Origin of the sequence: Streptomyces sp. NPDC057543, from assembly GCF_042801895.1 — a bacterium.
Taxonomy (GTDB): domain Bacteria; phylum Actinomycetota; class Actinomycetes; order Streptomycetales; family Streptomycetaceae; genus Streptomyces.
On the sequence record NZ_JBHVFF010000120.1, the window covers coordinates 1 to 23,792 of the forward strand.

A 23,792-nucleotide genomic window follows, 5' to 3' on the forward strand; every position below is an offset into this window, starting at 1 on the left:
GCGGCCTGCCGGCGCCTGATGCTTGCGAGGGCCTCTTGCGACTGCCAGTGCCGCCGGCCCGAGCCTCCTCGTCTTCGCTCAGACCGCAGGCCGGTCGGGCGGCGACATGAGAAAGCTTCAAGAATCCAGAAGTTCCGTCACCGGACGGAAGAGCGCCCGACGGAGGAAGAAGCCCCTGCCACAGGGGCAAGCTCTCAGCAGACCTCAGAGGAACGTACGGGATGTCGCACAGTCAGTGCCCGCGCCTAGAGCCTGTCTCCTTGATGCTCTGCGAAGTGTGGCGTCTGGCTGGGCCGAGGGTTGGACAAGTGCCCTGCCGGGTCAGGCGTCCCAGGCACGAGGACGGTTCAGCTCTTCCCATTCGGGGCGGAGTAGCGAGAACACGGCGAGGTCGTGGCGGCGGCCGCGGTGGAGGCAGGCGGCGCGGCCGATCCCTTCCTGGGTGAAGCCGGACTTGGCGAGGACGGCGAGCGCGGGGGCGTTGTCGGTGTGGGTTTCCGCCGTGAGCCGATACATCGGGAGTTCGCCGAAGGCTAGGTCCACCACAGCGTCGAGGGTGGCGGTGCCGTGGCCGTGCCCGCGATGCTGAGCAGCGAGCATCAGCTCGACCTGGGCTGTGCCGTCGACGATGTTCTGGCTGGTCAGCGCAACATGGCCGACAGGGGTGCTGTCGGGAAGGATGATGAGGAAGTCGTCGCGGTCGTCGTCCTCGATGTCGCGCTCGATGCGCTCGCGCATAGCGGTGAGTGAGCGTGGCCAGATGCCCATTTGGTGGGCAACTGTGGGGTCGGATCGCCATCTGTGCATGAGCTCGGCGTCGTCTATGTCGAGTGCTGCGAGGCCGACGGACTTGGCCCGCCAGGAGAGCTCCCTCTCGGCTTCTGTGTCATGCTCGCCGCCTGTAATCCTGATGTCTTCGGTCATAGGCGGATGCTATGGGCGCCTTCAGGCCGGGACCACCGGGTTTCTGCGCTCGGCAGTGCGTCGTCATGCCTGGTCATCGACGAGCCCAGATAAGGATGGCGGCCAGGTGGAGTGCGGCCTGATACGCGATGGCGAGCTTGTCGGTTCGCATAGCGAGGCCGCGCCACTGTTTGAGTCGGGCGATGCACCGCTCAACGGTATTGCGCTCCTTGTATGTCTCGGCGTCGAAGCCGGGCGGACGGCCTCCGGCGCGGCCTCGGCGCAAGCGGTGGCTGATCTGGTCCGCAGGCTGCGGAATGACGGCTCGGATGCCTCGGCGACAGAGATGCCCGCGGATGGCGCGGGAAGAGTAGGCGCGATCCGCGAGGACGAGCGCGGGCCGGGTTCTTGGTCTGCCGACCCCGTCTCGCGGAATCCTGATTTTGGCCATGACCGCCTCTAAGGCCGGCGCGTCACCAGCCTGGCCCGCAGTGACGTGGATGGCGAGAGGACGGGCCCGGTTGTCGCTGGCCAGATGGACTTTCGTGCTCAGACCGCCACGAGAGCGTCCAAGCGCGTGGTCGTCGGGCTCGGGCCGGTTCGGTGCCCCCTTTTCCTGGCTCCGGCCGAGTGCTGGTGAGCCCGGCAGACAGTGGAGTCCACCGAGACAGTCCATCCCACATCGGCACCTGCATCCGCCACAGTGAGAAGCGCTGTGAGAATGCGTTCCCAGGTGCGGGTCTGTACGGTCAACGGTGGATCTTCGAACAGGAAGTGACACCTGATGACAGACGTGATCGTCTCGGCTGAGGCCGTCGAGGAAGTGCAGCCCGCCGGGATGCCGGAGGCCCTGGACGACCAGTTGATCGGGCAACTGGTGGACCGCGCGAAGGCTGGCGGGATCAAGTTGACCGGTGAGGGCGGGCTGCTGCAGCAGCTGACGAAGAGGCTCTTGGAGTCCGCTCTCGAGGGTGAGATCACCGATCATCTCGGCCACGAGAAGCATGAGAGGGCCGCCGACGGCAACACCCGCAACGGCACTCGTTCGAAGACCGTGGTGACCGAGGTCGGGCCGGTCGAGATCGAGGTCCCCCGGGACCGGACGGGCAGCTTCGAGCCGCAGATCGTCAAGAAGCGGCAGCGCCGGCTGACCGGCGTCGATGAGATGGTGCTCTCGCTGTCGGCCCGCGGCCTGACCCACGGGGAGATCTCCGCCCATCTCGCGGAGGTCTACGGCGCCGAAGTCTCCAAGACGACCATCTCCACGATCACGGACAAGGTGATCGATGGCATGAACGAATGGCAGAACCGGCCCCTCGACTCGGTCTACCCGGTCCTGTTCATTGACTGCGTGCACGTGAAGCTGCGCGACGGGAAGGTGGCCAACCGGCCGATCTACGTGGTCCTGGCGGTCACCGTCGAGGGCACCCGCGAGATCCTCGGGCTGTGGGCCGGCGACGGCGGCGAGGGTGCCAAGTACTGGCTCCAGGTGCTGACCGAGATCAAGAACCGCGGCACGGAAGACGTCTGCATGGTCGTCTGCGACTGTGAGACTGGTGGTGTTCCGCACGGGGCCGCGGCTTGACCCGGTCTGCGACTGACCAAGGTGTCCTGAGCGCCGATCTGTCGGTCCGGTTCCGTGCGGGGCTCGCTGCCGCCGGCCCGGCGGGCGTGTCCCGATAGGGGCCTTCGCGACAGGCACCCTCACAGTCCTGACCGCCCGACCGGTCCGGCGGCGGCCATCCGCCCCGAACCAGTCGAGAGAGACGCATGACCATCCTCAGCATGCCGCATGGCGGCGACACCACGCAGCCGCCCGCCGGCTCCACCACCGTGGTCCTCGGTGTCGACACGCACAAGGACATTCACGTTGCGGCCGTCGTCAGTGCCCTCGGAGCTCTGCTGGGCACTCGGGAGTTCCCCGCCACCACAACCGGATACCGCGAACTCCTTTCCTGGGCCTGCTCGTTGGGGGACCTTCGGCAGGCCGGTGTTGAGGGCACCGGTTCCTACGGCGCCGGGTTGTCCCGGTATTTGGCCGGTGAGGGCATCGTGGTGATCGAGGTCAACCGGCCGGACCGGGCTGCCCGGCGACGCTCGGGCAAGACCGACGCGGTCGATGCCGAGGCCGCGGCCCGAGCGGTCCTGGGCGGACGAGCCACCGGGTGTCCGAAGAGCAAGGACGGGCCAGTGGAAGAACTTCGCGTCCTGAAAGTCGTCAAGGACTCCGCGGTCCGCAATCGCACCCAGGCGATCAACCAGCTCAAGGCCATCCTGGTCAGCGCGCCCGCGCGGCTGCGGGAATCACTGGCCGGACTCACGAACCCGGCGCTGTTCAAGGCATGTGCCCAGCTCGACCCGGACGAGGGCGCGGTCCACCATGCACTGCGTCTGCTGGCACACCGGATCAAGCAGCTCACCGCGGAGACCACCGCGCTGACCCGGCAGATAACCACCATCATCCAGGGCCACCAACCGCAGCTGCTGGAACTCACCGGCGTCGGCCCGGACAGCGCTGCCATCTTGCTCGTCGCGGCCGGAGACAACCACGACCGGCTGCGGGACGAGGCATCGTTCGCCGCCCTGTGCGGTGTCAGCCCGGTCGAACGCTCCTCCGGCAAGAGCCAACGCCGCCGCCTTAACCGGGGCGGAAACCGGCAGGCCAACGCGGCCCTCTACCGCATCGTGCTCTCCCGCCTGCGCTGGGAGGAACGCTCACGCGCCTACCTGCAACGACGCACTGCCGAGGGCAAGACCAAGCGGGAGGTCATCCGCTGCCTGAAACGGTACGTCGCCCGCGAGATCCACCGGTGCATCGCCGGCGCCCCGCTACCGGTTCCCGGCAGCCTCCCGGCTTGACAAACCATAGGGGCATCGGCCTCAAGGGCCTCCCGGATGCGATCGGGGCGGTCTGGCCGCAGGCGATCACGCAGACTTGCGTCGTTCACCTGCTGCGGGCGTCGTTCCGTTACGCGGCCCGGCAGGACTGGGACAAGATCTCGAAGGCGCTCAAGCCGGTCTACACAGCCCCGACCGAGGACGCCGCCACGGAACGGTTCCTGGAGTTCAGTGACGCCTGGGGCGGGAAGTACCCAGCGATCGTAAGGCTGTGGGAGAACGCCTGGGCCGAGTTCGTTCCTTTCCTCCAATTCGACACAGAAATAAGGCGAGTTGTCTGCACGACGAACGCCATCGAGTCGGTCAACGCGCGCATCCGCAAGGCCGTCCGCTCCCGCGGACATTTCCCGAACGAGCAGGCAGCGATCAAGTGCGTCTACATGGCCGTCATGAGCCTGGACCCGACGGGGCAGGGCCGCAAACGCTGGTCACAGCGATGGAAGGCCGCACTCAACGCCTTCGAGATCACCTTCGACGGTCGGCTCTCCGCCGCCCGCCGCTGACTCACTAACAACTCCAGAACCACCGTTAACTTTACAGACCCGGCGGGGTGTCCGCGAGGGGCCTCAGTCCCACCAGAAGTCCCAGTTGTGGACACCGGTGAGCCGCTCAGCGTACGCGGCCAGTGTGTACGGCCGTCTGCCTTGCCAGATGTTGTCAGGGCAGAAGGCGAAGTGCTCGGCAGCGACCAGGAGGGCGTCCTCTTCAGTCGTCGGTGGGGCTGCGACACTGAGGTGCAGGGTGGAGAAGCCGACCGCGACGACGCGGGCGCCGAACCGGTTCTCCCAATCGCCGACGATCGCGGAGAACTTCGCCGTGTCGTTGTCGTAGTTGGCGGGACCGGACCATCCTGCCGTGGTGAGGGCTTCTGCGCCGGATGCGGCGGCGACCAGGCCGAGACGTGACTGGGGTTGGTCGGAAAGGAACACCTCGGCGTATTCGGCGGCCAGTTGGTCGGCGCTCATCACGGCTTCTCGGCTGGGTGCGCGTCCGGGCCAGCTTTGCTCGAAGGGGGCGGTGATGGCAAGGCGGCTATCGGCCGACAGCATGTCGTCGTCTTCGTCGACGGCGGTATACGTCGCCCACCACTTCGCGAGAAGGGCGGCTGGTTCGTGGCTCGCGGGGGCGGACATCTGCTCTGGGAAAACTTCGCCCGATCCCCAGGGGCGGAATTCGGCGTCCTCGGGGTCGAGCGCGTCAAGCAGCAGGGGCCACTGGCCGGAGCGGTCGTGTTCGGCGTGTATCCGAGCCCACAGCCCGGCTGCGGCCGGCTCGTCGCTGAGCCATAGGGGTTGGGAATCCCCATCGCCTTCACCGGACGTGATTCTCCGGCCGGGGGGTATCACTGGGCGGATCCGATCACACGGTCACGGAACTGTTGGAAGGCGTGCCAGCCTGACGGCTGCCCCGGATTGAGCAGGTCCCCTTTGGCGAGGTCGAGCACCTTGCACCGCAGAGCCTCCGCAAGGCGGAAGACGGCTGCAAGCACGTCGTCGCCGGAGCCCCGGATGTGAAGCATGATCGAGTCAACCGGGTCTTCTGAGCCGATGTTGAGTTCGATGGACCAAGTGGGGCCGGACAGGTCGCCCCACGTGGGGTCCGAGAGATCAACTTCGGGAACGGCCTGGGTGACAGCCGCGAGCACGTCGCATTGCCGACCGAGCGGTTCCGGCGAGTGGTCGTCGGGAAGCTCGTGCATCAAGGTGACGTCGTCGGGCAGGCGGAGGAGGAGCACGTCCCAGCTCATGGTGGCCTTTCAGGTAGGACTCGAGTAGCGGTCGCGGTCGGTCAGATCAGGCTGAGCTGCTCTCCGAGAGGCTGTGGCAGGAGCACGTTCTGCAGCTGGCGGACGATAGTGCGCCAGGGGGCGTCATCCGACTCGGCCCACAGCTCCATCAGCTCGGACGGCTCGGTCGTGACACGGTCGAGGGCCTGACGGGCGAGATCGCGCAGGCCGGTGAGATCAGGAAGGAGCTCTTCCGGCCCGTAAACGGGATCAGCAGGCCCACCTCCGGGACACTGCGCCGCGACGAGGGCGGCCGCGGCCACGGCTACCTCTGATTCGGGCGCTTCGAGGTAGTCCACGGTGTCGATCACACGTGTGAGTGCGCCGCGAACGATGCCCTCGCGTTCGTCGGCGGCTGCCTCGTCAAGGTCGCCGCAGAAGTCCGCTGCGGTGTCGTTGTCGAAGGGGCCGACGTCCCAAGTGCCCATAGTCTCTCCCGATCACGGTGCCGACCGAGGAATCCTGACAGAGGCCACTGACAGCGGTGTCGGCCGCGCGGTCCGGACCAGCCTGAAGTACGTCGGGGTTCGGGAACGGCTTTCAGGCATCGCAGAGCTTGGACGAGATGCGGATGATGGTGCGGTGAAGGGCATCAGCGAGAACCACGTGAAGGTCCATTTCCGGCTGGAGGTGGACGAGGATGGCTGGCCGCCGGTGTTGTCCGGTTCGGCACGTCACGTTTCCATGGTGGTGCGGTTGTTGATGTGCCGGATGGTGTCTGCGGCCGTACCGCCGAGGACGGTGTGGTTGCGGTAGGTGGTGAGCAGGGGGAGGGAAGAGCGGTCTCCTACGCGGGCGAGCAGGCTTATCACGGTGGCGGTGCGGTCGTTGGCTTGGGGGTGCGGGAAGAGTGAGGTCAGGCGATCCGGAGCGCTCAGGCCGTGGTGCAGAACTGCGCGGGCCTGGGCGGGGAAAGCGTCGATGATGCGACCGAGCGCGCTCGTGCGGATGTCCTGGGCGTACATGGCGGCGTACCGGAACTGCTGGAAGGGGTCAACGGCGGCGTCCAGGAGACAAGTAATGAGCCGATCCCACAGTGGTGTGCAGCGTGCGTGCTGTTCATCCACGCTGAGGCCGGGGCGGTGGAGCCAGAACAGGACCTGCCCGTAGCAGCGCCATGCGTCGGCGTCGGCGCGTTGGTGGCCGTCCAGGATCGGGGGAGGGGAGGGTAGGTGGGCGGCGCAACCTTCGATGCCGAGCAGGTGGCAGCTGACGGCATCGTGCCTGAAGGGACCATGGTCCAGGTGGGAGGCCCAGTACTGGAAGATTGGCAGCGCGGTTCGGTCCTTCGCATGTACGAGCTCCTTGAGGACGACGTCCGTGAAGAGGTTGGCGTTGCCTTCCCGCACAGCGAGGATCAGCAGTGCGCGGCGCGCGGCCAGCTCAAGGGCATCGATCGCTTCGATGAACGGCGCAGAGATCACTTCTTCGAACTGACTCTCCACGATTCTTTTGGCGCGGGCATGGGCGTCGGGCGGCTCGGGACTGGCGAGGAGGAGGGAGATCTCCTCGGCGATGTCGTCAACGGCGTAGGGCGAGGTGAGCCCTTCGCCCACCGCGTCGACCAAGCAGGCGGCGACGTCACCGCCGCCGTCCATCTATGGCTCGTCGAAAACGGACGCATCCGCCCCGACGCCCACATCACCCACCTTGAGATCCGCACCTGGCGCCCCCGCTGACGAAGGCCCGTCAGGGCGAAGAACCACCGTCACAGACACACATCGACGCAAAGGGAAGAACCGTCAAGACCTGTGGATCAAGTCAGTTGGGCTGGTGGCGGGCCGTAGCTGACGGTGCGCTGCGTTTCGAACGCGGCGGGTTCGTAAGGGAAGACGCTGCTCGACCCCACCCACTCTGTCCAGCGCGGAGAGAAACCTTTCCCTACCTACCTGTCCAGCTCCATAAGTAAGCCTCTTTATCAGGAAAGCCGCCCGTAACACCCGTCCAGGCGGTTACCGTCTGCGTTCATGCGGATCTTGCACACCTCGGACTGGCATCTCGGCCGTCAATTGCATCGCGTGCCCCTCCTCGCGGAGCAGCGCACGTTCCTCGAGCACCTACTGGACACGGTGCGCCAGGAGCACGTCGAGGCGGTGGCCGTTGCGGGCGACGTGTTCGACCGCGCTATCCCGCCCTTGGACGCGATTGACTTGTTCAACTGGGTCCTTGGAGAGCTTGCCGATCTTCAGGTGCCGCTCGTCATGATCAGCGGGAACCATGACTCGCCGCGTCGACTGGGCGTCAACGCCCGGTTGATCGAGCGCGCGGGGATCCACCTGCGGACCAGCGTAGAGGACTGCGCCCGCCCCGCCGTCCTGCACGACGAGCACGGACCGGTCGCCTTCTACGGCCTGCCCTACCTCGAACCAGGCCTGGTCCATGCCCATTTCGGGGCGGAGAAACCCACCCACCACGCTGTGCTCAGCGCGGCGATGGACAGGGTCCGCACCGATCTCGCGGCCCGCCCGGACAACACCCGGTCAGTCGTTCTGGCCCACGCCTTCGTCACCGGAGCCGACACCAGCGACAGCGAGCGTGACATCACCGCCGGCGGCGTTCCCTCGGTCAGCGCCTCCATCTTCACCGGGGTCGGCTATGTAGCACTGGGGCACCTGCACCGCTGCCAGCAGATCAGCGAACGCATCCGCTACAGCGGATCCCCGCTGGCCTACTCCTTCTCCGAGGCCGACCACCCCAAGGCCACGTGGCTGATCGACCTGGGCGCCCGCTCCGACCTCACGGCCCGCAAGGTTCCCTGCCCTCTGCCTCGCCACATGCGTCAGCTGACCGGCACTCTGAACGACCTCCTCACCCAACCCGAGCACACCGAGTACGAAGACTGCTGGCTGCACATCACGCTCACCGACACCGACCGGCCCCACATGGCCATGGAACGTCTGCAGCAGCGCTTTCCCCACGCCCTGAAGCTGAGCTTCTCCCAGCAGCAGCGCACCGAAGAAGAGTCCTACCGGTCCCGCGTCAACGGTCGCAGTGACCACGAGATCACGCTCGGCTTTCTCCACCATGTCACCGGCGTCCCCGCCACCACCCCGGAGCAGAACCTGCTGCAAGAAGGACTCGAAAGCGTCCGTACCGCAGCCGCCGCACGAGAGGCCAGCTGATGTATCTCCACCACCTGACCGTCCAGGCATTTGGACCCTTCGCCCGCACGGAAGCCGTCGACTTCGACGCCCTGACCAGTAACGGCCTGTTCCTGCTGCGCGGCGACACCGGGGCCGGGAAGACCAGCATCCTGGACGCCGTCTGCTTCGCCCTCTACGGCACCGTGCCCGGCATCCGCCCCACCCACCGCCTGCGCAGCGACCACGCCCCGACCGACACGCGCACGCATGTCATTTTGGAGTTCAGCGCAGCCGGCCGCCGCCTCAAGATCATGCGAAAGCCCAAGCAGACCTACCCCAGCAAACGTGCGAAGACCGGCACTGCCACTGCCGAGGCCACCGTCGAGCTGCATCAGTGGACCGACACCGATGGTGTTGCAGGGTGGGAGCCGGTCAGCGCCAACCATCAGGACACCGCCAGGGAGATCGAAGCGGTCCTGGGGCTGTCCAAGGAACAGTTCTGCCAGGTCGTCCTCCTGCCGCAAGGAGACTTCGCTACGTTCCTGCGGTCCGACGCCAAAGACCGCGCTGTGCTGCTGCGCCGGCTTTTTGACACCGGGCGCTTCCAGGAACTGCAGGCGTGGCTCACCAACCGAAGCAAAGCCACACGGAAGGACCTCGACGAGGTCACCACCACCCTGCAGCAGCTCAGTGAACGCATCCACCAGGAAGCCGGCCCCCTCCTCTACCAGGAGGGCACCAGTGCGGACGAGGTCGCCCGACCCGACGTCCAGCACCCTGCCGACGTTTTGCCCTGGGCCCAGCACCTGCGCACCCGCGCCCAGAACGCCCACGCCGCGGCGGTGGCCGACGAGGAACACAGCGACACCGAACATCAGCAGGCCAAGACCGAACACCAGCGCACCATCGAGCTCGCGAACCAGCAAGCCCAGCATGCACAGGCCCAGGCACGACGTGCAGCTCTCGATGACAAGGCTGCCGGCCATCCGCGGATCCGCTCACAACTGGACAGTGGCCGGCGCGCCGAACGGCTGCGTCCCCTCCTGGACGCCGTGAAGCACACTTCGCTTGTCCAGGGTGAGGCCGCGACGGCCGAGGACGACGCCCGCATGCTGCTGTCCGACGAGCACCGTCGTGCCGACATTCCCCACCTGCGGGTCGTCCTCGAGCAGCACCATGCCGAGAGAGGCCGCGTCGAAGGGCTGCTGCCCGACGAACAGCACCACACGCAGCTCGGCGTCCAGATCACCGAGCTCAGCACCAAGGAAGAGCAGGCACGTGCCGACCTCGAAGAAGCCGGGCAATGGCTGGCTGCATGGCCTGCCCTGGAAGCCGAACACACCGGCCGCCTCGGTGACATGACCAAGGCCGCCGACCAGGTACCTCAATGCGAGCAGGACATACAGACACTCAACGCCCATCTCAAGGCCGCACGCCGCCGCGACACCCTCACCACCGAGCTCGCCTCAGCCACACAAGCGGAAACCGACCGCGCCGCTGGAGCCCTCGAGGCCAAGAAGCTATGGCTGGACCTGCGCGAACGCCGTCTGGACGGCATGGCCGGGGAGCTGGCCGCTGAACTCACCGACGGAACCCCGTGCTCGGTCTGCGGCTCACCCGACCACCCGGCCCCAGCACAACGCCAACCCGACCAACCCACACGCGAGGACGAGGAAAAGGCCCGCACCCTCCACGAACAGGCCGACACGCTGCACGTCCAGGCCAGCCGTCACCGCAACGACCTTGCCACCCAACATGCAGAAGCGGCCGGAGCAGCAGGCCCCGCTCCCTGCGACGAACTCAAGACACAGCTCAAAAAGGCCCAGAAAGCCCACCGGGCCGCATGCGACGCAGCCGCCGCGCTGCCCTCGGCTCAGGAGGCACTGACCCGACTCCGCACAGAACACGACACCCGCACCCAGCAACGCCAGGAAGCCCAGGACCGCGTGACCGAGTGCCAGGCACGCACCAAGGCCCTGGCCCAGCAGCAGAGCACCCTCGCCGACACCCTGGCCGCCGCACGCGGCACGGCCACCACGCTCGGCGAACGCACTACTGAACTCAGCCGCACCGCTAAGGGCCTGTCCGGCGCCATCGACGCCGCCCAGTCGGCAGCCGACGCAGCTGCCCGCCACCGTGACGCGACGGCCACCGCCACCACCACCGCCCACGACACCGGGTTCCCGACTCTCGACGAGGCAACCGCCGCCCTCCAGGACCCAGCGCTCCTGAAGCAGTGGAGCCAGGAACTTGACCAGTGGGACAAGGACGACGCCGTCGTCACCGACCTCCTGAAAACCCCGAATCTGCTCGAGGCCGGCCTCCAACCCCCCGCCGACCCGCAAGCCGCAGCCGACGCTCTACTCCGGGCCGAAGACCGCATGAAGAAGACCGCCGCGGCCCGCCAGCAGGCCGCCGACTGTGTCACCGCCTTGACCGCCCTGATCTCCACCCTCGAAGCCCACCTCAGCGACCTGGAACCCCTGCAGGCCCGCCACGCCCTGGCTGACCGCCTGGCTGGCATCGCCTCCGCCGCCACCACCGCCAACACCCTCAGCATGGAGCTCGAGGCCTACGTCCTGGCCGCCCGTCTCGAAGAGATCGCCGACGCAGCCAACATCCGACTGCAGGCCATGACCTCGGAGCGCTACCTCCTCCAGCACAGCGCCGACAAGGACGCAGGCCGACGCGGACGCCTCAAGTCCGGCCTGGGACTGAGAATCCTCGACACATGGACCGGCACCGAACGCGAAACCTCCACCCTCTCCGGCGGCGAGACCTTCACAGCCTCCCTCGCCCTCGCCCTCGGCCTGGCCGACGTCGTCACCCAGGAAGCCAGCGGCCGCCCGCTGGGAACCCTGTTCATCGACGAAGGCTTCGGCACCCTCGACGAACAGAACCTGCAAGAGGTCATGGACGTCCTGGACCAACTACGCGCCGGAAACCGGGCAGTGGGCATCGTCAGCCACGTCGCCGAACTCAGCCGCCGAATCCCCAGCCAGCTGAACGTGAGGAAACACCGCAACGGCTCCACACTGCGCCCGTTGATCAGCACCGATCTGTAACGTCAGAGCCACCGGGCAGGGGAGCACCAACCAGCACGCCCCTCGCCCCGCCGGCCACCGCATCCGCGGCGCGCAAAAAGATACCGTCCCGACCAAGAACCGGCCAGGAGAGCATGCCGACCGCCGCCATCGAGCTCCGCCCCCACCAGAAGGAAGCGGTCGCCGCCGCCACCCGCACGCTGCGCACCCACCCCCGGGCGAGTGTCATCGCGGCGTGCGGCACCGGGAAAACTCTGATCGCCGCCCGCACCACGGCCCGCGTCGCTCCCCACGGCCGGGTCCTGGTGCTGGTGCCGACCCTGGACCTGCTGTCTCAGACAGTGCGGTCCTGGCACGCGGCCGGCCGCAAAGGCCCGGCGGTAGCTGCCTGTTCGGCACGCCAGGCCCTGGACCACCCCTCAGCCGGCGACATCCCGATGACGACGAAACCAGCTGAGCTGGCCGAACTCACCACCCGCACAGGGCCCGTGACCGTGTACGCCACCTACGCCTCCCTGCCCACCGTCATCAACGCTCACCGCGACCACCACCTGCCGCCCTGGGACCTCGTCGTCGTCGACGAGGCCCACCGCACCGCCGGCCGCCTCGGCAAAGCCTGGGCCGGCATCCACCACGACGACCAAGTCCCCGCCACCCGGCGCCTCTACCTCACCGCGACCCCCCGCATCGGGGACCCCGACACCGACCACAGCGACACCCCCGTCGCCTCCATGGACGACGAAACCCTCTTCGGCCCCGTCGCCTGGCGCCTCACCCTCTCCGACGCCATCGACCTCGGCCTCCTCGCCGACTACCAGATCCTCGTCCCCGTCATCCAGGACACCGACCTGCGCGACTGGCTCGCAACCGCTCCCCGTTCCGGCGCCGACGGACTTCGCCTGGCAGGGCACCAAGTAGCGGTCCTGCGCGCCATCCACGACCACCAGCTGCGCCGCGTCCTGACCTTCCACCATCGCGTGGCCGACGCCCGCGCCTTCGCCACCACCCTCCCCGACACCGCAGCCATCCTCCCCACCGACCTCCAGCCACCTGGCCTGTGGTCACAGTGGATCAGCGGCACCCACTCGCCCCGGACCCGCCGCCGCATCCTCCTCGAATTCGCCACCCACACCCACCCCGAACAGCCCGCCGTCCTCGCCAACGCACGCGTACTGGGCGAGGGCATCGACGTTCCCACTATCGACGCCGTCGTCTTCGCCGCCCCCAAGAACAGCCCCGTCGACACTGTCCAGGCCGTCGGCCGCGCCCTACGGCAAACCCCCGGTGCGGGGAAGAAGGCCACCCTGATCGTCCCCGTCTACCTCACGCCCGAGGAAGACCCCGACGACCTCCTCGGCGCCGACGCCTACACCCCCCTGTGGCGTACCGTCCAAGCACTGCGTGCCCACGACGAGCGCCTCACCGCACGCCTCGCCGACCCACGCACCCACCGCCCCACCCTCGGCAACGAGGACCCCGGCGCCTGGCTCCACTTCGACAGACCCACCCAGCAGGATGAAGTCGCCCTCGCCCTGACCCTGCGCGTCCTCAACCCCAAGAGCGCCGAATGGCGCCGCGGCCTGGCCGCAGCCCGCCGCTACCACCGCACCCACCACCACCTCGACGTCCTGCAGGCCTACGAGGACTCGACCGGCTACCCGCTGGGCCGCTGGCTGACCTGGCAGCGCCACCTCCACACCACCGGCGCCCTCGATCCTGCCCGCACCACGGCCCTCGAGCGTCTGGACATCGTCTGGAACCCCCGCCGGCAGGCCTTCGAACGCGGCCTCGCCCACGCGGCCGCCTACGCCACAGCCCACGGACATCTGGCCGTCCCCGTCGATCACCAGCACGACGGCTTCGCGCTGGGCCGCTGGCTTGCCACCCAACGTAAACGCGCCGACCAGCTCACCCCAGAGCGGGCCCGAGCACTCCACGACCTTGATCCGAACTGGAACCCGCCCTGGCCGGTGACCTGGCAGCGCGCCTACCACGCCGCCCGCCGCCACAGAGAAGCCGGACGAACGCTTACTGGCATCCCCCGCGACTACGTCACAGACGAGGGTCTGCGCCTGGGGGAGTGGCTCCACACCCAACGAAACCGACGCCCGGCAGACCCCGCGCAACAAGATCTCCTCACTCACCTGGGCCTGCCCCAAGGCATGCCGGCACGGCAGCCGAAACCCGACGGACTCTCCGCCCGCGACCGAGCCTTCCACCGCGGGCTCGCGGCAGCGAAGGCGTTTCGCGCCCGCGAGGGACACCTCGACGTGCCGCAACGCCACATCGAAGCCCTGGGCCCAGAACCGGTGCGCCTTGGTCAATGGGTCAGCAACATCCGACGCCGATGGGACCGCCTGGCTTCCGACCGCCGACAGGCCCTCCAAGAGGTGGGCCTGCAGGTCCCGGCACACGACCTGACAGACGGCGCCCCCAAGAACTGACGGACTGCTCTGCCACGGTCTCACCCGCCCACCGCCGCGTGCCTGGCGCTCTACGCGCAGCACCGGCAGTTGGATCCCGCGCGGCCGGGCCGTGCACCCCCGCCGGGGGACCGGCTGCTCGACAGTCCAGATCGTGACGGCCGAGATGTTCCCAGATCGGAGACAAGGCCGGTATACGGCGCAGGTTCGCCTGCCAGGCATGCGAGGCGCGGGCCGGACTCACTGGCCGAGCTCGGTCAGATGTCCGCCGACACGGTGCTGTCGCTCGGCTTCACACCGACGATGAGGTCCCCGTCTCCGGTGCTGGCCGCAAGTGACGCCTTCCAGATCCGCTCCTTCCACTCCGGGGGCCAGCCGGTTGACGCGTCCCACCGGATGCCTTCGAGATCGACGCCGTCCAGGTCCACCAGCTGCAGGTCAGCTCCCCGAAAGTCGGTGCTGGCCTCCTCGACCGCAGCCACGGCCCTGGACAGGGACAAGGCTTCCCTGTGCGCCAGGTCGAGATCGTCCGCCAGGTCCTGCGACACCTCGAGCATGCCGAGCCACGAGGCCTCCGACACATGGAAGTAGGGGGACAGCTCACTGTCGAGCAGCTGCTTGGAGCTGCGGGCCTGTGCCACGAGTCGCTCCGTGCAGGTGGACAGGTAGTCCTCCACCTCCTGCACGTAGTCGTACCCCGCCAGTGCCAGCGGCAGCTGCACGTGCTGAGGCAGAGCAAGTACCCGTCCCATGCCGCTGCTCACCCGCAGGAGCCTGTCGCAGGTCGCGTCCGCAAGCCTCTCCTCCTCGAGGTCGGCGATGAGATCCTGAACCGCGTCCACCGCATCCCCCATCACCTTCACCACATTCAGCGGCCAGTACCGCCGAGCACAGTTCATCGCCTGCTCGCGATACTTGAGCCGGACTGATGCCGGCCGTTGCATCAGCAGTCCCTCGGCCGGCGCCGCGCTGCCCACAACGGCAGCTTCGCCGGGTCCTCTCCGGTTGAGGGCCAGACGTCCCACCACCGCATCTCCCGTCCGGCGATGCACAGACGCCAGCAGGCGGCCCAGCATCTGGTCTGGATCCCGCAGCTCGGGCGGGCCGCCACTGCTCATCAGACCGTCGTAAACAGCAATTCCCAACTGCTCATGTGTACGCGTGTCGGCGTACGGACTTAGATCCCCAGTCGCGTACCTTTCTTCGTCCCCACCTGTCAGGCCACGTCCGTCTCGCGCTCGATGGCCTGGAGGCGGTTCTTGAGCCGGTAGCTGGGGCCGTTGATCGGGACGACTTCGCAGTGGTGCAGGAGGCGGTCGAGGATCGCGGTGGCGAGGACTTCGTCGCCGAAGACCTGGCCCCATTCGCTGAAGGTCTTGTTGGACGTGAGGATGATCGAGCCCTTCTCGTAACGCTTGGAGATGACCTGGAACACCAGGTTCGCCTCGGCGCGTTCGAGGGGCTGGTAGCCGACTTCGTCGACCACGAGGACGCTCGGCCGCAGGTAGGAGCCGAGTTTGCTGGTCAGCCGTCCTGCCGCTTCAGCGGCTTTGAGGTTGCGGACCATGTCGTCGAGGCTGGTGAAGTAGATCGAGTAACCGGCCCGGCAGGCCGCGACCGCCAGTGCGATCGCGATGTGGGTCTTGCCGACTCCGGGCGGCCCGAGCAGGGCCGCGTTGGCCTTGGCCTCGATGAAGGAGAGGGTGGCGAGGTCTTTGACCTTGCGCGGGTCGAGGTCCGGCTGGAACGAAAAGTCGTACTCATCGAGCGTCTTGTGGTGCGGCAGCCGGGAGAGCCGCAGACCCTGGCGGAAGCGGCGGTCGTCGCGGACGGCGAGTTCCTCGGAGAGGACCAGGTCGAGGAAGTCGAGGTAGCCGAGCTTGCCCTCGTCCGCGCGTCGGTTGAACTCGTTGATGGTTTCTGCCAGATGGGGCAGGCCGAGCTTCGCGGCCGTGGTGCGGATGCGGTTGCCGGTCAGCTCGCTCAAGACGATTCCTTCGGGGTGCGATGGGTGGTGAAGGGGCGGGTGCCGGTCAGTTCGTCATAGACCGACAACGGCCGGCGGCCGACCTCGACCTGGGTGGCGGCGGCCCGGTTCAGCAGGGCCTGCAAGGGCCCGGCTTCCTCGCCCAGAGGGCGGTGGTGACGCGGCTGGGCGGGGACTTCGCCGGTGGTTGTCCGGCGGTTCTTGCCGGTGGGCAGCCCGTCCCAGTGCTGTTCCTCGACGACTCGGACCCCGCGGCCGACCGCCCTCGGGTGCGTGGCCAATAGCGTTTCGCCGTGCAGGTCGGGGACCGTGGCATGCAGCATGACCTGGGATTTCGTGGCCCGGATCTCGATGAGCTGGCGAGGGCGGACCTTGCGGGCGGGCACCGAGTAAAGGTTGCCGCCAAACGCGATCAGACAGTCCTTGCCGACCGGCCGCAGGTGCCGTTCGGCCACCAGATACGGGGTCGGCGGCAGCGTCTTGAGGGCTGTGTGGTCCCGTGCGGCCCGGTGCCCGATCACCTCACGGTGGGTCTTGTGGATCTGTGCTCGCCGCCTGGGCACCCAGGCCGTGAACGCGGCGTCCATCTCCTCGACCGAGGAAAAGGCCCGCCCGGAGAGGACGTGGTCGCGGACGATCAGCACCTGGCGTTCGACCCGGCCTTTGCCGGTGGGCCGGTAGGCGGCCAGCACGTCGATGTCGAAGTCGTAGTGCCCGGCGAAGCCGACAGCTTCCGGATGCAGCGGGACCGCCTCGCCCGGAGCGACGTGCCGACGCACGACCGTCTTGGTGCGGTCGTAGACAATCGTCATGGGCACCCCTCCGAAGTGCGCGAACGCCCGCCGGTGGCAGTCGAAAAAGGTCTCCAGATCCTGGCTCGTGGTGAAGCAGCAGAACGGATCACGGGAGTACGAGAGGGTCATGTGGAACGAATAGACCTTGCCGATGCCCATATGCGTGAGGATCTTGCCCTCGTCGCCCCAGTCGACTTGCGCCTGGGCGCCGGGGATCACCTCGAACCGCCGGTGCAGGCCCGCCAGCTCCTTCGGCGTGATCCCGAGTTCCTCGGCCACCCTGGGACGGGCTTCCTGAACGTAGAGCTTGACCCGCTGGTAGTTCCCGGTGAACCCGTACTCCGCGACCAGCCGCTCATGAATGACCGCGGCCTTCATCAGGACCTCGGCCCGCAGCATCGCATCGACCAGCGGCGCGAACTCGTCGATCACCCTCGCCCGGGACCGCCCGTTCGGCGACCGCCGCGGCGGCGTCGCCGGCCCCGGCCCCGACAGGTACTTCCGGACCGTCTTGCGATCCAGCCCCGTCTCCCGGGCGATCTCCGACAGGCTCAGCTTCCCGGACTCCAACAGCCCACGGAAACGCCGCAGTTCCAACCAACGCTCCGAATCCAAGAGCATCGCCAGGCCCCTCTCCGCTGCTACACCAACAAGCAGCAGAGTGCCGAGCACCACGCCTCACCGCATCAACAACTGTCCCTATTCATCCGTACGAAGCTGGGGACGTAACTGTGTACGCCGACAACGCGCCAGCAGAGTCTCGAAACGTTCGGCTGCCCGGTCGCTGCTCATCGCTCCTCCTCCATAATCCTGTTGCCCGACCCTTCAAGTCCGAGCCTTTCCTTAAGCGTTGCCCGAGCCCTGGAGAGGTTCTGGCGGGCAGCCTCGGGTGTGATCCCCATCGACTCAGCGCTTTCCTGTGTCGTGAACCCGTCCAGCGTCCATGCCATCGCAGCACGCTGCTTGGCCGGCAACGTCAACAGAAGCTCGATCACGCGCCGTTCCTCGGACCCGAGTTCCGCGGCATGAGCAGGCGACTGCCAGTGTGCTGCCGGGGTGTCCGGAACCTTTTCGCAGGGCTCTTCCCGCACCTGTTGCCGTAACCAGGAACGCCAGGCCACTTTGCGTAGCCATGCCTTGGGGTACTGGATGCTCGTTCCCGGCCGGCACATCTGAGTGAAGGCATCCTGGGCGGCGTCCTGGGCCTCGTTCCAGGAGGCTCCGTGCAGCAGCAGGAAGCGCACGAGACCGGGATATTCGGCGTGGTGCATATCCTCGGCAAGGTCCCGGCCCTGCAGGTCCACAGGAGGCAGTTGATCCAGTGGATCGCTGGCCGCGTCCTCCATGACGGCTCACCCCGGCCTCCGACAGGCAGCTGCCGCCGCAGCCCGCAGAACGTGACAGCAAGCTGCCCTGAGCGTGCTCGGCGAGCAGTCGGGACACATGGTGGCTCCGTTCACTTCCGCCGACAGCGTTTGTCCGTGACTGTGGGCAGCAGATAGCGATTACCGGGGCGCTGAATGTTCACGAGTTTTGGCGGCGCCTCCGGCGGGTGGGTGCTGTCTACCGCCGCCGTTTGTCTTCGGCGCCCTGGTACGTAAGCAGGTCGCCTGGCTGGCAGTCGAGGACCTCGCAGATGCGGGTCAGCGTGGTGAAGCGGATCGCGCGGGCCCGGCCGTTCTTCAGGATGGACAGGTTCACGTTGGTCACGCCGACCCGGGAGGCGAGCTCCGCGAGGGTCATACCGCGCTCGCTGAGCATGCGGTCGAGATGGACCTCGATCCCATGGCTGTCGTTGTCGTCCGGCGCCATCACACCGTCCCTTCCAGATCCTCCCGCATGGCCACCCCGGCGCGCATGACACGGGCGAACGTGAGGATGCCCAGGGCCGTGAAGACGAGTGCGAAGGGAGGCTGCCAGGCCGCCAGCCAACCGTCCACATCGAAGGTGTAGTCCTGGGCCAGGGTCGCCAGTAGCGCCGCGTGCGCGCCGGCTTCCACCACCTCTGCGACCAGGCAGCCGAGCAGCAGCCACCAGCCTGCGATCCGCAGGTGCTTGGCGGTTCGTGTGGTGAAGACGCCCTCGCGGGACGCGCCCTGTATCAAGCGGTTGAGTAGGAACAGGACACCCAGGACCAGCAGCACCGAGGGGAAGCCGCCGAGGAAGTCGAACAGCCGCTGAGCACCGTCGGCGTGATCAGTGCAGTAGGACGGGCGGGTCATGACCTCGACCCCCGCATGGGGCCGGAACCTGCCGGTAAACCCGTCCGTGCTGAAGTCCGAGCGGGACTCGGCACACACGTTCGAACCACCCCACCCCAGGCCCAGCTTGGTGCCGACCAGGGGTCCCGCGGCACCGACGACGAGGCCCACGAGCAACAGTCGGTAGACGCCCCGGACCACAGTGGCGACCGGCTCCAGCAGTCTGGCCTCGGCACGGTCGCCATGTGACGGCGGTCCATCCGGCAGCTCGGACCCCTTGGTTCTCTGCACCTCAGCAGGCATCAGCAACCGCCTCTTCGTATCGAATATCGATGTTATCGAAGAACGATAAGAGCGAGTGCGGCAGTGGTCAACCCCTCCGGACACCCGCCAACGAGCCCCAACGCCGCCCGGCGCATCTCCCCGAATCGGGGGGCGTCACGCCGGATCGCCGCGTACGGCGGCACCTTCGATATCTGCGGCAAAACCAGCACCCTTCACCAGCGGCACAACGATGCGGCCTGCGCAAGGATCGACGCGCTGCCAGAAACCGTGAACATCAACCATCCGTCCAGCTTGGCGCCTCCCAAACGAACTCATCGACATTGATCACGCCACGGGGTCACCGTGTGCCGCGGCACGTCGTCGTCGGCGGCGTCGTAGAAGATGTGCTCGATCTCCAGGCAGACCCGGTCGGTAGAGATGCCGTACGTGACCGTGCACTTCGCCGACTGATCCGCCGCGCGGTATTCGGCCAGGTCCGATGGCTTTGTGCCATTCGTCAGCAACCCGCCTCCGACATCACTGACGCCCGGCTACACAAGAAGGCTGGGGTTGGCGTGCTGCCGTCACCGTGTGGTGACGGCCGGCCGATGGGGGAGGTCTGGACGGTTGCTGACGATCAATGTGGCTGTGCTGCTCGCGGTCATCGTCGTTATTCGGTTGCGTCGGCGTACGCACTCTCGGAGTCGGCTGGACGAGAAGTTCACCGTTGTCATCGTTCTTGCCCTAGGGGTGCTCATCGCACCAACACCGGTGGGCCGGGGAATCATGGACTTCCTCGGCCAGCTCGCGAGCGGCGTCACCCAGGCCGGCCGATGAGCCCCCGCGCACGCAAAGGCCGGGCGGCGGCGACCAGGCGGCCGTCGGCACGGCGACGGACCCGCAGGCCGGGCAAGCGGAGGCAGCAGGCGGACGACCGGCTGATCGGATTCCTCGTGGCCGCGGCCCTGGCCATCGCCTTGGCCGTGGCCGTCGTCAACTGGTTTCTGGCCCACTGGTGGATCCTGATCGTCATCGGCACGCTCGCGGCGCTGGCCGGCGGCGGCTGGCTCTACCAGAAGCAGCAGAAGGCGCGGTGGGAAGCGGTCCGCGCGCAGGGTCTGCGGTACGGGCTGTCCCAACTGGACGCCCTGCACCACTCCCAGTTTGAGGACGCGGTGCGAGACCTGATGCGCCGCGACGGCTGCCAGGATGCCGTCCGGGTGGGTGGCGGAGGGGACCTGGGTGCTGATGTGAAGGCCACCGATCCCTACGGGCGGCGCTGGGTGATCCAGTGCAAACACCGCCGCAACGGCCTCGCCGGCTCCGCAGTCGGCACACCCGAACTTCAAGTTCTCAACGGCACCGCCCGCCAGGTCCACGGCGCCGACATCGCGGTCATCGTGACGAACGGCCGGGCCACCGCGCCCGCCGTGGCCTTCGCCAAGCAGCAGCGCCTCCACGTTGTCGACCGCCACACCCTCGCCGTGTGGGCGTCCGGCTCACGCCCCCTGTGGGAACTGCTGCGGGCCGTCCCGCCGCCCCGCAAACCGACCGCTCTTTCCTGAGCAGACCGGTGGCAGCGGGCTGCCTCCCCGATGCCACCGCGCCGGGCCCGGCAAAAACTGCCGGAGCTGTCGCCTGGCAGCGGGGTTCGATGGGTTGGAGTTCGGTGTCCGGTGCCCGCGATATCGTGAGGCTTCTGATGTCTATTGTTTTTCATGATCTGGCGGGAGCGTGCCGCGTGCCTGAGGACCCCAACGCTCACAGCGAGCTCGCTGCCCTGACCCGGCGCTTCGAAGAGGGCTCGGCTCAGGACTCCCGCGAGTTCGGGATCATCAAGTCCGACCTCACCGCGGTGCGCCTGCAGGTCGGGAACCTGGACCAGAAGGTCGAGAACCTCAGCGGCCACGTGACCCAGCGTCTGGACGGTCTGGAGCGGAAGATCGACGGCTTCATCGACGAGCAGCGCACGGTCAACGCGACCATGGTCGAGCTGCTGTCCTCGCTCGTGGGCAAGAGCACCGACACCCAGTGACCTCACGGCCCGGCGGCTGAACAGCTGGCCAGGGTGAAATCGGGGCCCGGACCACATGTGGTCCGGGCCTCGATCCGTGTGCGGTCCGGACCCACGAACCTCCGCCTCGGCGCCGCGCTGGGGCTGCGGCTATCGGCAGGTACGGGTACGTCGGGTGTGGACGAGGTGCTGCCAGCGGGCGCGGACGGCGTCGGGGCTGTCGATCCACTGCGTGGTGGTGGGACCGGGCAGGGGCAGGCCGGCCATGTGGTGGGCGATGTCGGTGAAGTAGGCGAAGTCGCCGGTCGCGGTGAGTTCGTGCAGGCGGCCGATGGTGGCGGCCAGCTCCTGGTCCTCCTCGCGCACGGCGTGGTGGAAGGCGACGGCAAGCTCCACGAACCGGTGGAGGAAGGGCAGCCCCGCGCCCGTGATGTCGGTGTTCCTGCGTGAACGCGGCAGGCGTGGCCTGCCGTGCGAGGAGCTGTATCGACAACTGTTCAATCCGCAGTTGTATCTACTGGCCTACGGGCGGATCTACGCCAACCATGGCGCAATGACGCCCGGGGTCACGTCGGAAACCGTGGACGGCATGTCGCAGCGGAAGATCGACCGGATCATCGAGGCGATGCGTCACGAGCGCTACCGCTTCCGTCCGGTCCGGCGTGTCCATATACCGAAGAAAAACGGGAAGACGCGTCCGTTAGGGCTGCCCACCTGGTTGGACAAGCTCGTCGGTGAAGTGATCCGCCTGTTGTTGGAGGCATATTACGAGCCGATATTCTCCGACCGCTCCCATGGATTTCGTCCCCGCCGTGGCTGCCACACCGCATTGCGGGAGGTGGACCATACCTGGACCGGGACGTCCTGGTTCATCGAAGGGGACATAGCCGACTGCTTCGGCAGCCTGGACCACCGGGTCCTGCTGTCGATCCTCGGCGAGAAGATCCATGACCAACGGTTTCTGCGGCTGGTGCGCAACATGCTCAAGGCCGGATACCTGGAGGACTGGAAGTGGGGTGCCACGCTCTCGGGAGCGCCGCAAGGCGGAGTGGCCTCCCCGGTCCTGTCCAACATCTACCTGCACAAGCTGGACGAGTTCGTCGAGACAGTCCTTGTTCCGGAGTACACCCGAGGGAAGCGCCGGGCCCGAAACCCGGCCTATCTGGAGTTGCAGAATCTGCTGGCGAAAGCCCGCCGGCGCGGTGACCGGGTCCAGGCCCGTGCACTGCGTCAGCGGATGGTCAGCCTGCCGAGTGCGGATCCGAACGATCCAGAATATCGCAGGCTGCGCTACATACGCTATGCGGACGATCACCTCCTTGGTTTCACCGGACCGAAAGCCGAGGCTGAGCAGATCAAGCAGAGCCTGGCCCAGTTCCTGCGTGACGAACTCAGACTGGAACTGTCCCAGGAAAAGACGCTGATCACTCATGCCCGCACCGGGGCAGCGAGGTTTCTCGGCTACGAGATCACGACCCAGCACAACGACACGAAGAAGACCGGCCGTTACCGTCGGGTCAACGGCCAGATCGCTCTCCGTGTCCCACGGGACGTGATCAAAGCAAAGTGCGCCCCCTACCTTGACCGCGGAGAACCCGCGAAGAGGACGGCCCTGACCAACAGCACCGATCACGCGATCGTGGCGACCTTCGGGACCGTCTACCGGGGCGTTGTCCAGTACTACCTGCTTGCCGGAGACGTCTTCCGGCTGCATCGGCTGCAATGGGTCATGGAAACTTCCATGCTCAAGACCCTCGCAGCCAAGCACCGTTCATCGGTGTCGAAGATGGCCGCCAAGCACAAGGCCAGAATCGACACGCCCAACGGGCCCCGAGTCTGTTTCGAGTCCCGTATCGAGCGGAAGAACAGGAAACCACTGGTCGCACGGTTCGGTGGAATTCCTCTCCAACGGCAGCGAGCGGCGGAACTCGCCGACCGCGAGCCGGTCCGGGTGGACTATCCGCAAAAGGAACTCATCGCGAGACTCCTGGCGGACACCTGCGAAATCTGCGGAAGTAAGGGCAACGTGCAAGTGCACCACGTCCGCGCTCTCGCCGACCTCGCGCATGCCGGATGGCAGCCTTCCGACTGGGCGCGCGTCATGCTTCAACGACGCCGCAAAACGGTCGTGGCCTGCGATGTTTGCCACGACCGCATCCATTCAGAACGGCCAGCCAGAACATTCACGCCGTAGTCACTGGAGAGCCGGATGACAGGGAAACCGTCATGTCCGGTTCGGCGGGAGGCCGCGCGGAACAGGATCTGCCACGACAGACACCTCACCGCGCGGCCGACCCAACCGCCTGGCTGCACCAGTTCAAACGCCTTCGGATCCGCTACGAGATACGCGCCGACCTCCATCTCGGTCTGCTCCAACTCGCCTGCAGCATCATCT

General features: G+C 67.2%; 22 protein-coding genes and 4 pseudogenes. 11 read left to right on the forward strand and 15 right to left on the reverse strand.

What is annotated here, in order from left to right; translation table 11 throughout:
* Positions 1-321: 321 nt before the first annotated feature.
* Both ACFU8Q_RS20820 and ACFU8Q_RS20825 read right to left on the reverse strand, forming a co-directional pair.
* Entirely contained in the window at positions 322-924 is a 603-nt protein-coding gene (locus ACFU8Q_RS20820) for a GNAT family N-acetyltransferase (RefSeq protein ID WP_384455915.1), read from the reverse strand.
* A 73-nt stretch (positions 925-997) separates the two neighbouring features.
* Positions 998-1,638 (reverse strand): annotated as a pseudogene (locus ACFU8Q_RS20825) (IS5 family transposase); the annotation flags it as partial.
* Positions 1,639-1,696: 58 nt separating this feature from the next.
* Between ACFU8Q_RS20825 and ACFU8Q_RS20830 the strand changes: the two are divergent.
* The 3 genes and pseudogenes from ACFU8Q_RS20830 to ACFU8Q_RS20840 form a co-directional block, all read left to right on the forward strand.
* Positions 1,697-2,449 (forward strand): annotated as a pseudogene (locus tag ACFU8Q_RS20830) (IS256 family transposase); the annotation flags it as partial.
* Between the two features lie 224 nt (positions 2,450-2,673).
* Positions 2,674-3,762, forward strand: a complete 1,089-nt coding sequence (locus tag ACFU8Q_RS20835) for an IS110 family transposase (protein WP_384455917.1) — start codon at positions 2,674-2,676, stop codon at positions 3,760-3,762.
* 17 nt (positions 3,763-3,779) lie between these two features.
* A pseudogene (locus ACFU8Q_RS20840) lies at positions 3,780-4,304 on the forward strand (transposase); the annotation flags it as partial.
* A gap of 63 nt (positions 4,305-4,367) precedes the next feature.
* On the opposite strand, the gene ACFU8Q_RS20845 reads toward ACFU8Q_RS20840, so the two are convergent.
* The 4 genes from ACFU8Q_RS20845 to ACFU8Q_RS20860 form a co-directional block, all read right to left on the reverse strand.
* Complete coding sequence (locus ACFU8Q_RS20845) at positions 4,368-4,934, reverse strand: DUF4253 domain-containing protein (RefSeq protein ID WP_384455920.1); 567 nt, start codon at positions 4,932-4,934, stop codon at positions 4,368-4,370.
* Between the two features lie 209 nt (positions 4,935-5,143).
* The gene (locus tag ACFU8Q_RS20850) at positions 5,144-5,548 is read right to left on the reverse strand and encodes a hypothetical protein (protein ID WP_384455923.1); all 405 of its coding nucleotides are present in this window, start codon (positions 5,546-5,548) and stop codon (positions 5,144-5,146) included.
* 41 nt (positions 5,549-5,589) lie between these two features.
* Positions 5,590-6,015 carry a DUF4259 domain-containing protein gene (locus ACFU8Q_RS20855; RefSeq protein WP_384455926.1) on the reverse strand — a complete coding sequence of 142 codons (426 nt, stop codon included), beginning with the start codon at positions 6,013-6,015 and terminating at the stop codon, positions 5,590-5,592.
* Positions 6,016-6,261: 246 nt separating this feature from the next.
* Positions 6,262-7,185, reverse strand: a complete 924-nt coding sequence (locus tag ACFU8Q_RS20860; RefSeq protein WP_384455928.1) for a hypothetical protein — start codon at positions 7,183-7,185, stop codon at positions 6,262-6,264.
* A gap of 369 nt (positions 7,186-7,554) precedes the next feature.
* On the opposite strand from ACFU8Q_RS20860, the gene ACFU8Q_RS20865 reads away from it, so the two are divergent.
* The 3 genes from ACFU8Q_RS20865 (at position 7,555) to ACFU8Q_RS20875 (ending at position 14,158) form a co-directional block, all read left to right on the forward strand.
* Positions 7,555-8,709, forward strand: a complete 1,155-nt coding sequence (locus ACFU8Q_RS20865) for an exonuclease SbcCD subunit D (RefSeq protein WP_384455931.1) — start codon at positions 7,555-7,557, stop codon at positions 8,707-8,709.
* On the forward strand, positions 8,709-11,735 hold the full coding sequence (locus tag ACFU8Q_RS20870; RefSeq protein ID WP_384455934.1) for an AAA family ATPase: 3,027 nt from the start codon (positions 8,709-8,711) through the stop codon (positions 11,733-11,735). The genes ACFU8Q_RS20865 and ACFU8Q_RS20870 overlap by 1 nt, the downstream gene beginning before the upstream one ends.
* A gap of 113 nt (positions 11,736-11,848) precedes the next feature.
* Complete coding sequence (locus ACFU8Q_RS20875; protein WP_384455936.1) at positions 11,849-14,158, forward strand: Helicase associated domain protein; 2,310 nt, start codon at positions 11,849-11,851, stop codon at positions 14,156-14,158.
* A gap of 236 nt (positions 14,159-14,394) precedes the next feature.
* On the opposite strand, the gene ACFU8Q_RS20880 is transcribed toward ACFU8Q_RS20875, so the two are convergent.
* The 8 genes from ACFU8Q_RS20880 to ACFU8Q_RS20915 form a co-directional block, all read right to left on the reverse strand.
* Complete coding sequence (locus ACFU8Q_RS20880; protein ID WP_384455939.1) at positions 14,395-15,255, reverse strand: hypothetical protein; 861 nt, start codon at positions 15,253-15,255, stop codon at positions 14,395-14,397.
* A 98-nt stretch (positions 15,256-15,353) separates the two neighbouring features.
* Positions 15,354-16,124, reverse strand: coding sequence for an IS21-like element helper ATPase IstB (gene istB / locus ACFU8Q_RS20885; RefSeq protein ID WP_383065327.1), 771 nt, complete (start codon positions 16,122-16,124; stop codon positions 15,354-15,356).
* Positions 16,121-17,539, reverse strand: a complete 1,419-nt coding sequence (istA, locus tag ACFU8Q_RS20890; RefSeq protein ID WP_384455943.1) for an IS21 family transposase — start codon at positions 17,537-17,539, stop codon at positions 16,121-16,123. The genes istB and istA overlap by 4 nt, the downstream gene beginning before the upstream one ends.
* Positions 17,540-17,706: 167 nt before the next feature.
* Entirely contained in the window at positions 17,707-18,264 is a 558-nt protein-coding gene (locus tag ACFU8Q_RS20895) for an RNA polymerase sigma factor (RefSeq protein WP_384455946.1), read from the reverse strand.
* A gap of 217 nt (positions 18,265-18,481) precedes the next feature.
* The gene (locus tag ACFU8Q_RS20900) at positions 18,482-18,730 is read right to left on the reverse strand and encodes a helix-turn-helix domain-containing protein (RefSeq protein ID WP_384455948.1); all 249 of its coding nucleotides are present in this window, start codon (positions 18,728-18,730) and stop codon (positions 18,482-18,484) included.
* Complete coding sequence (locus tag ACFU8Q_RS20905) at positions 18,730-19,410, reverse strand: DUF2975 domain-containing protein (RefSeq protein ID WP_384455951.1); 681 nt, start codon at positions 19,408-19,410, stop codon at positions 18,730-18,732. The genes ACFU8Q_RS20900 and ACFU8Q_RS20905 overlap by 1 nt, the downstream gene beginning before the upstream one ends.
* Positions 19,411-19,557: 147 nt before the next feature.
* The gene (locus ACFU8Q_RS20910) at positions 19,558-19,686 is read right to left on the reverse strand and encodes a hypothetical protein (protein WP_383760343.1); all 129 of its coding nucleotides are present in this window, start codon (positions 19,684-19,686) and stop codon (positions 19,558-19,560) included.
* A 29-nt stretch (positions 19,687-19,715) separates the two neighbouring features.
* Positions 19,716-19,907, reverse strand: a complete 192-nt coding sequence (locus tag ACFU8Q_RS20915; protein WP_384455955.1) for a hypothetical protein — start codon at positions 19,905-19,907, stop codon at positions 19,716-19,718.
* A gap of 103 nt (positions 19,908-20,010) precedes the next feature.
* On the opposite strand from ACFU8Q_RS20915, the gene ACFU8Q_RS20920 reads away from it, so the two are divergent.
* The 3 genes from ACFU8Q_RS20920 to ACFU8Q_RS20930 all read left to right on the forward strand — a co-directional run bounded on the left by ACFU8Q_RS20920 (position 20,011) and on the right by ACFU8Q_RS20930 (position 21,418).
* The gene (locus ACFU8Q_RS20920) at positions 20,011-20,220 is read left to right on the forward strand and encodes a hypothetical protein (protein ID WP_266366284.1); all 210 of its coding nucleotides are present in this window, start codon (positions 20,011-20,013) and stop codon (positions 20,218-20,220) included.
* On the forward strand, positions 20,217-20,948 hold the full coding sequence (locus ACFU8Q_RS20925; RefSeq protein WP_384455958.1) for a restriction endonuclease: 732 nt from the start codon (positions 20,217-20,219) through the stop codon (positions 20,946-20,948). Before ACFU8Q_RS20920 ends, ACFU8Q_RS20925 begins: the two co-directional genes overlap by 4 nt.
* Positions 20,949-21,124: 176 nt before the next feature.
* Entirely contained in the window at positions 21,125-21,418 is a 294-nt protein-coding gene (locus tag ACFU8Q_RS20930; RefSeq protein ID WP_384455960.1) for a hypothetical protein, read from the forward strand.
* 129 nt (positions 21,419-21,547) lie between these two features.
* Here the strand turns inward: ACFU8Q_RS20930 and ACFU8Q_RS20935 are convergent, their stop codons facing one another.
* The gene (locus ACFU8Q_RS20935; protein WP_384455963.1) at positions 21,548-21,793 is read right to left on the reverse strand and encodes a hypothetical protein; all 246 of its coding nucleotides are present in this window, start codon (positions 21,791-21,793) and stop codon (positions 21,548-21,550) included.
* Positions 21,794-21,827: 34 nt separating this feature from the next.
* On the opposite strand from ACFU8Q_RS20935, the gene ACFU8Q_RS20940 reads away from it, so the two are divergent.
* Positions 21,828-23,591, forward strand: coding sequence for a reverse transcriptase domain-containing protein (locus ACFU8Q_RS20940; protein ID WP_384455966.1), 1,764 nt, complete (start codon positions 21,828-21,830; stop codon positions 23,589-23,591).
* 107 nt (positions 23,592-23,698) lie between these two features.
* Positions 23,699-23,792 (forward strand): annotated as a pseudogene (locus ACFU8Q_RS20945) (IS5/IS1182 family transposase); the annotation flags it as partial.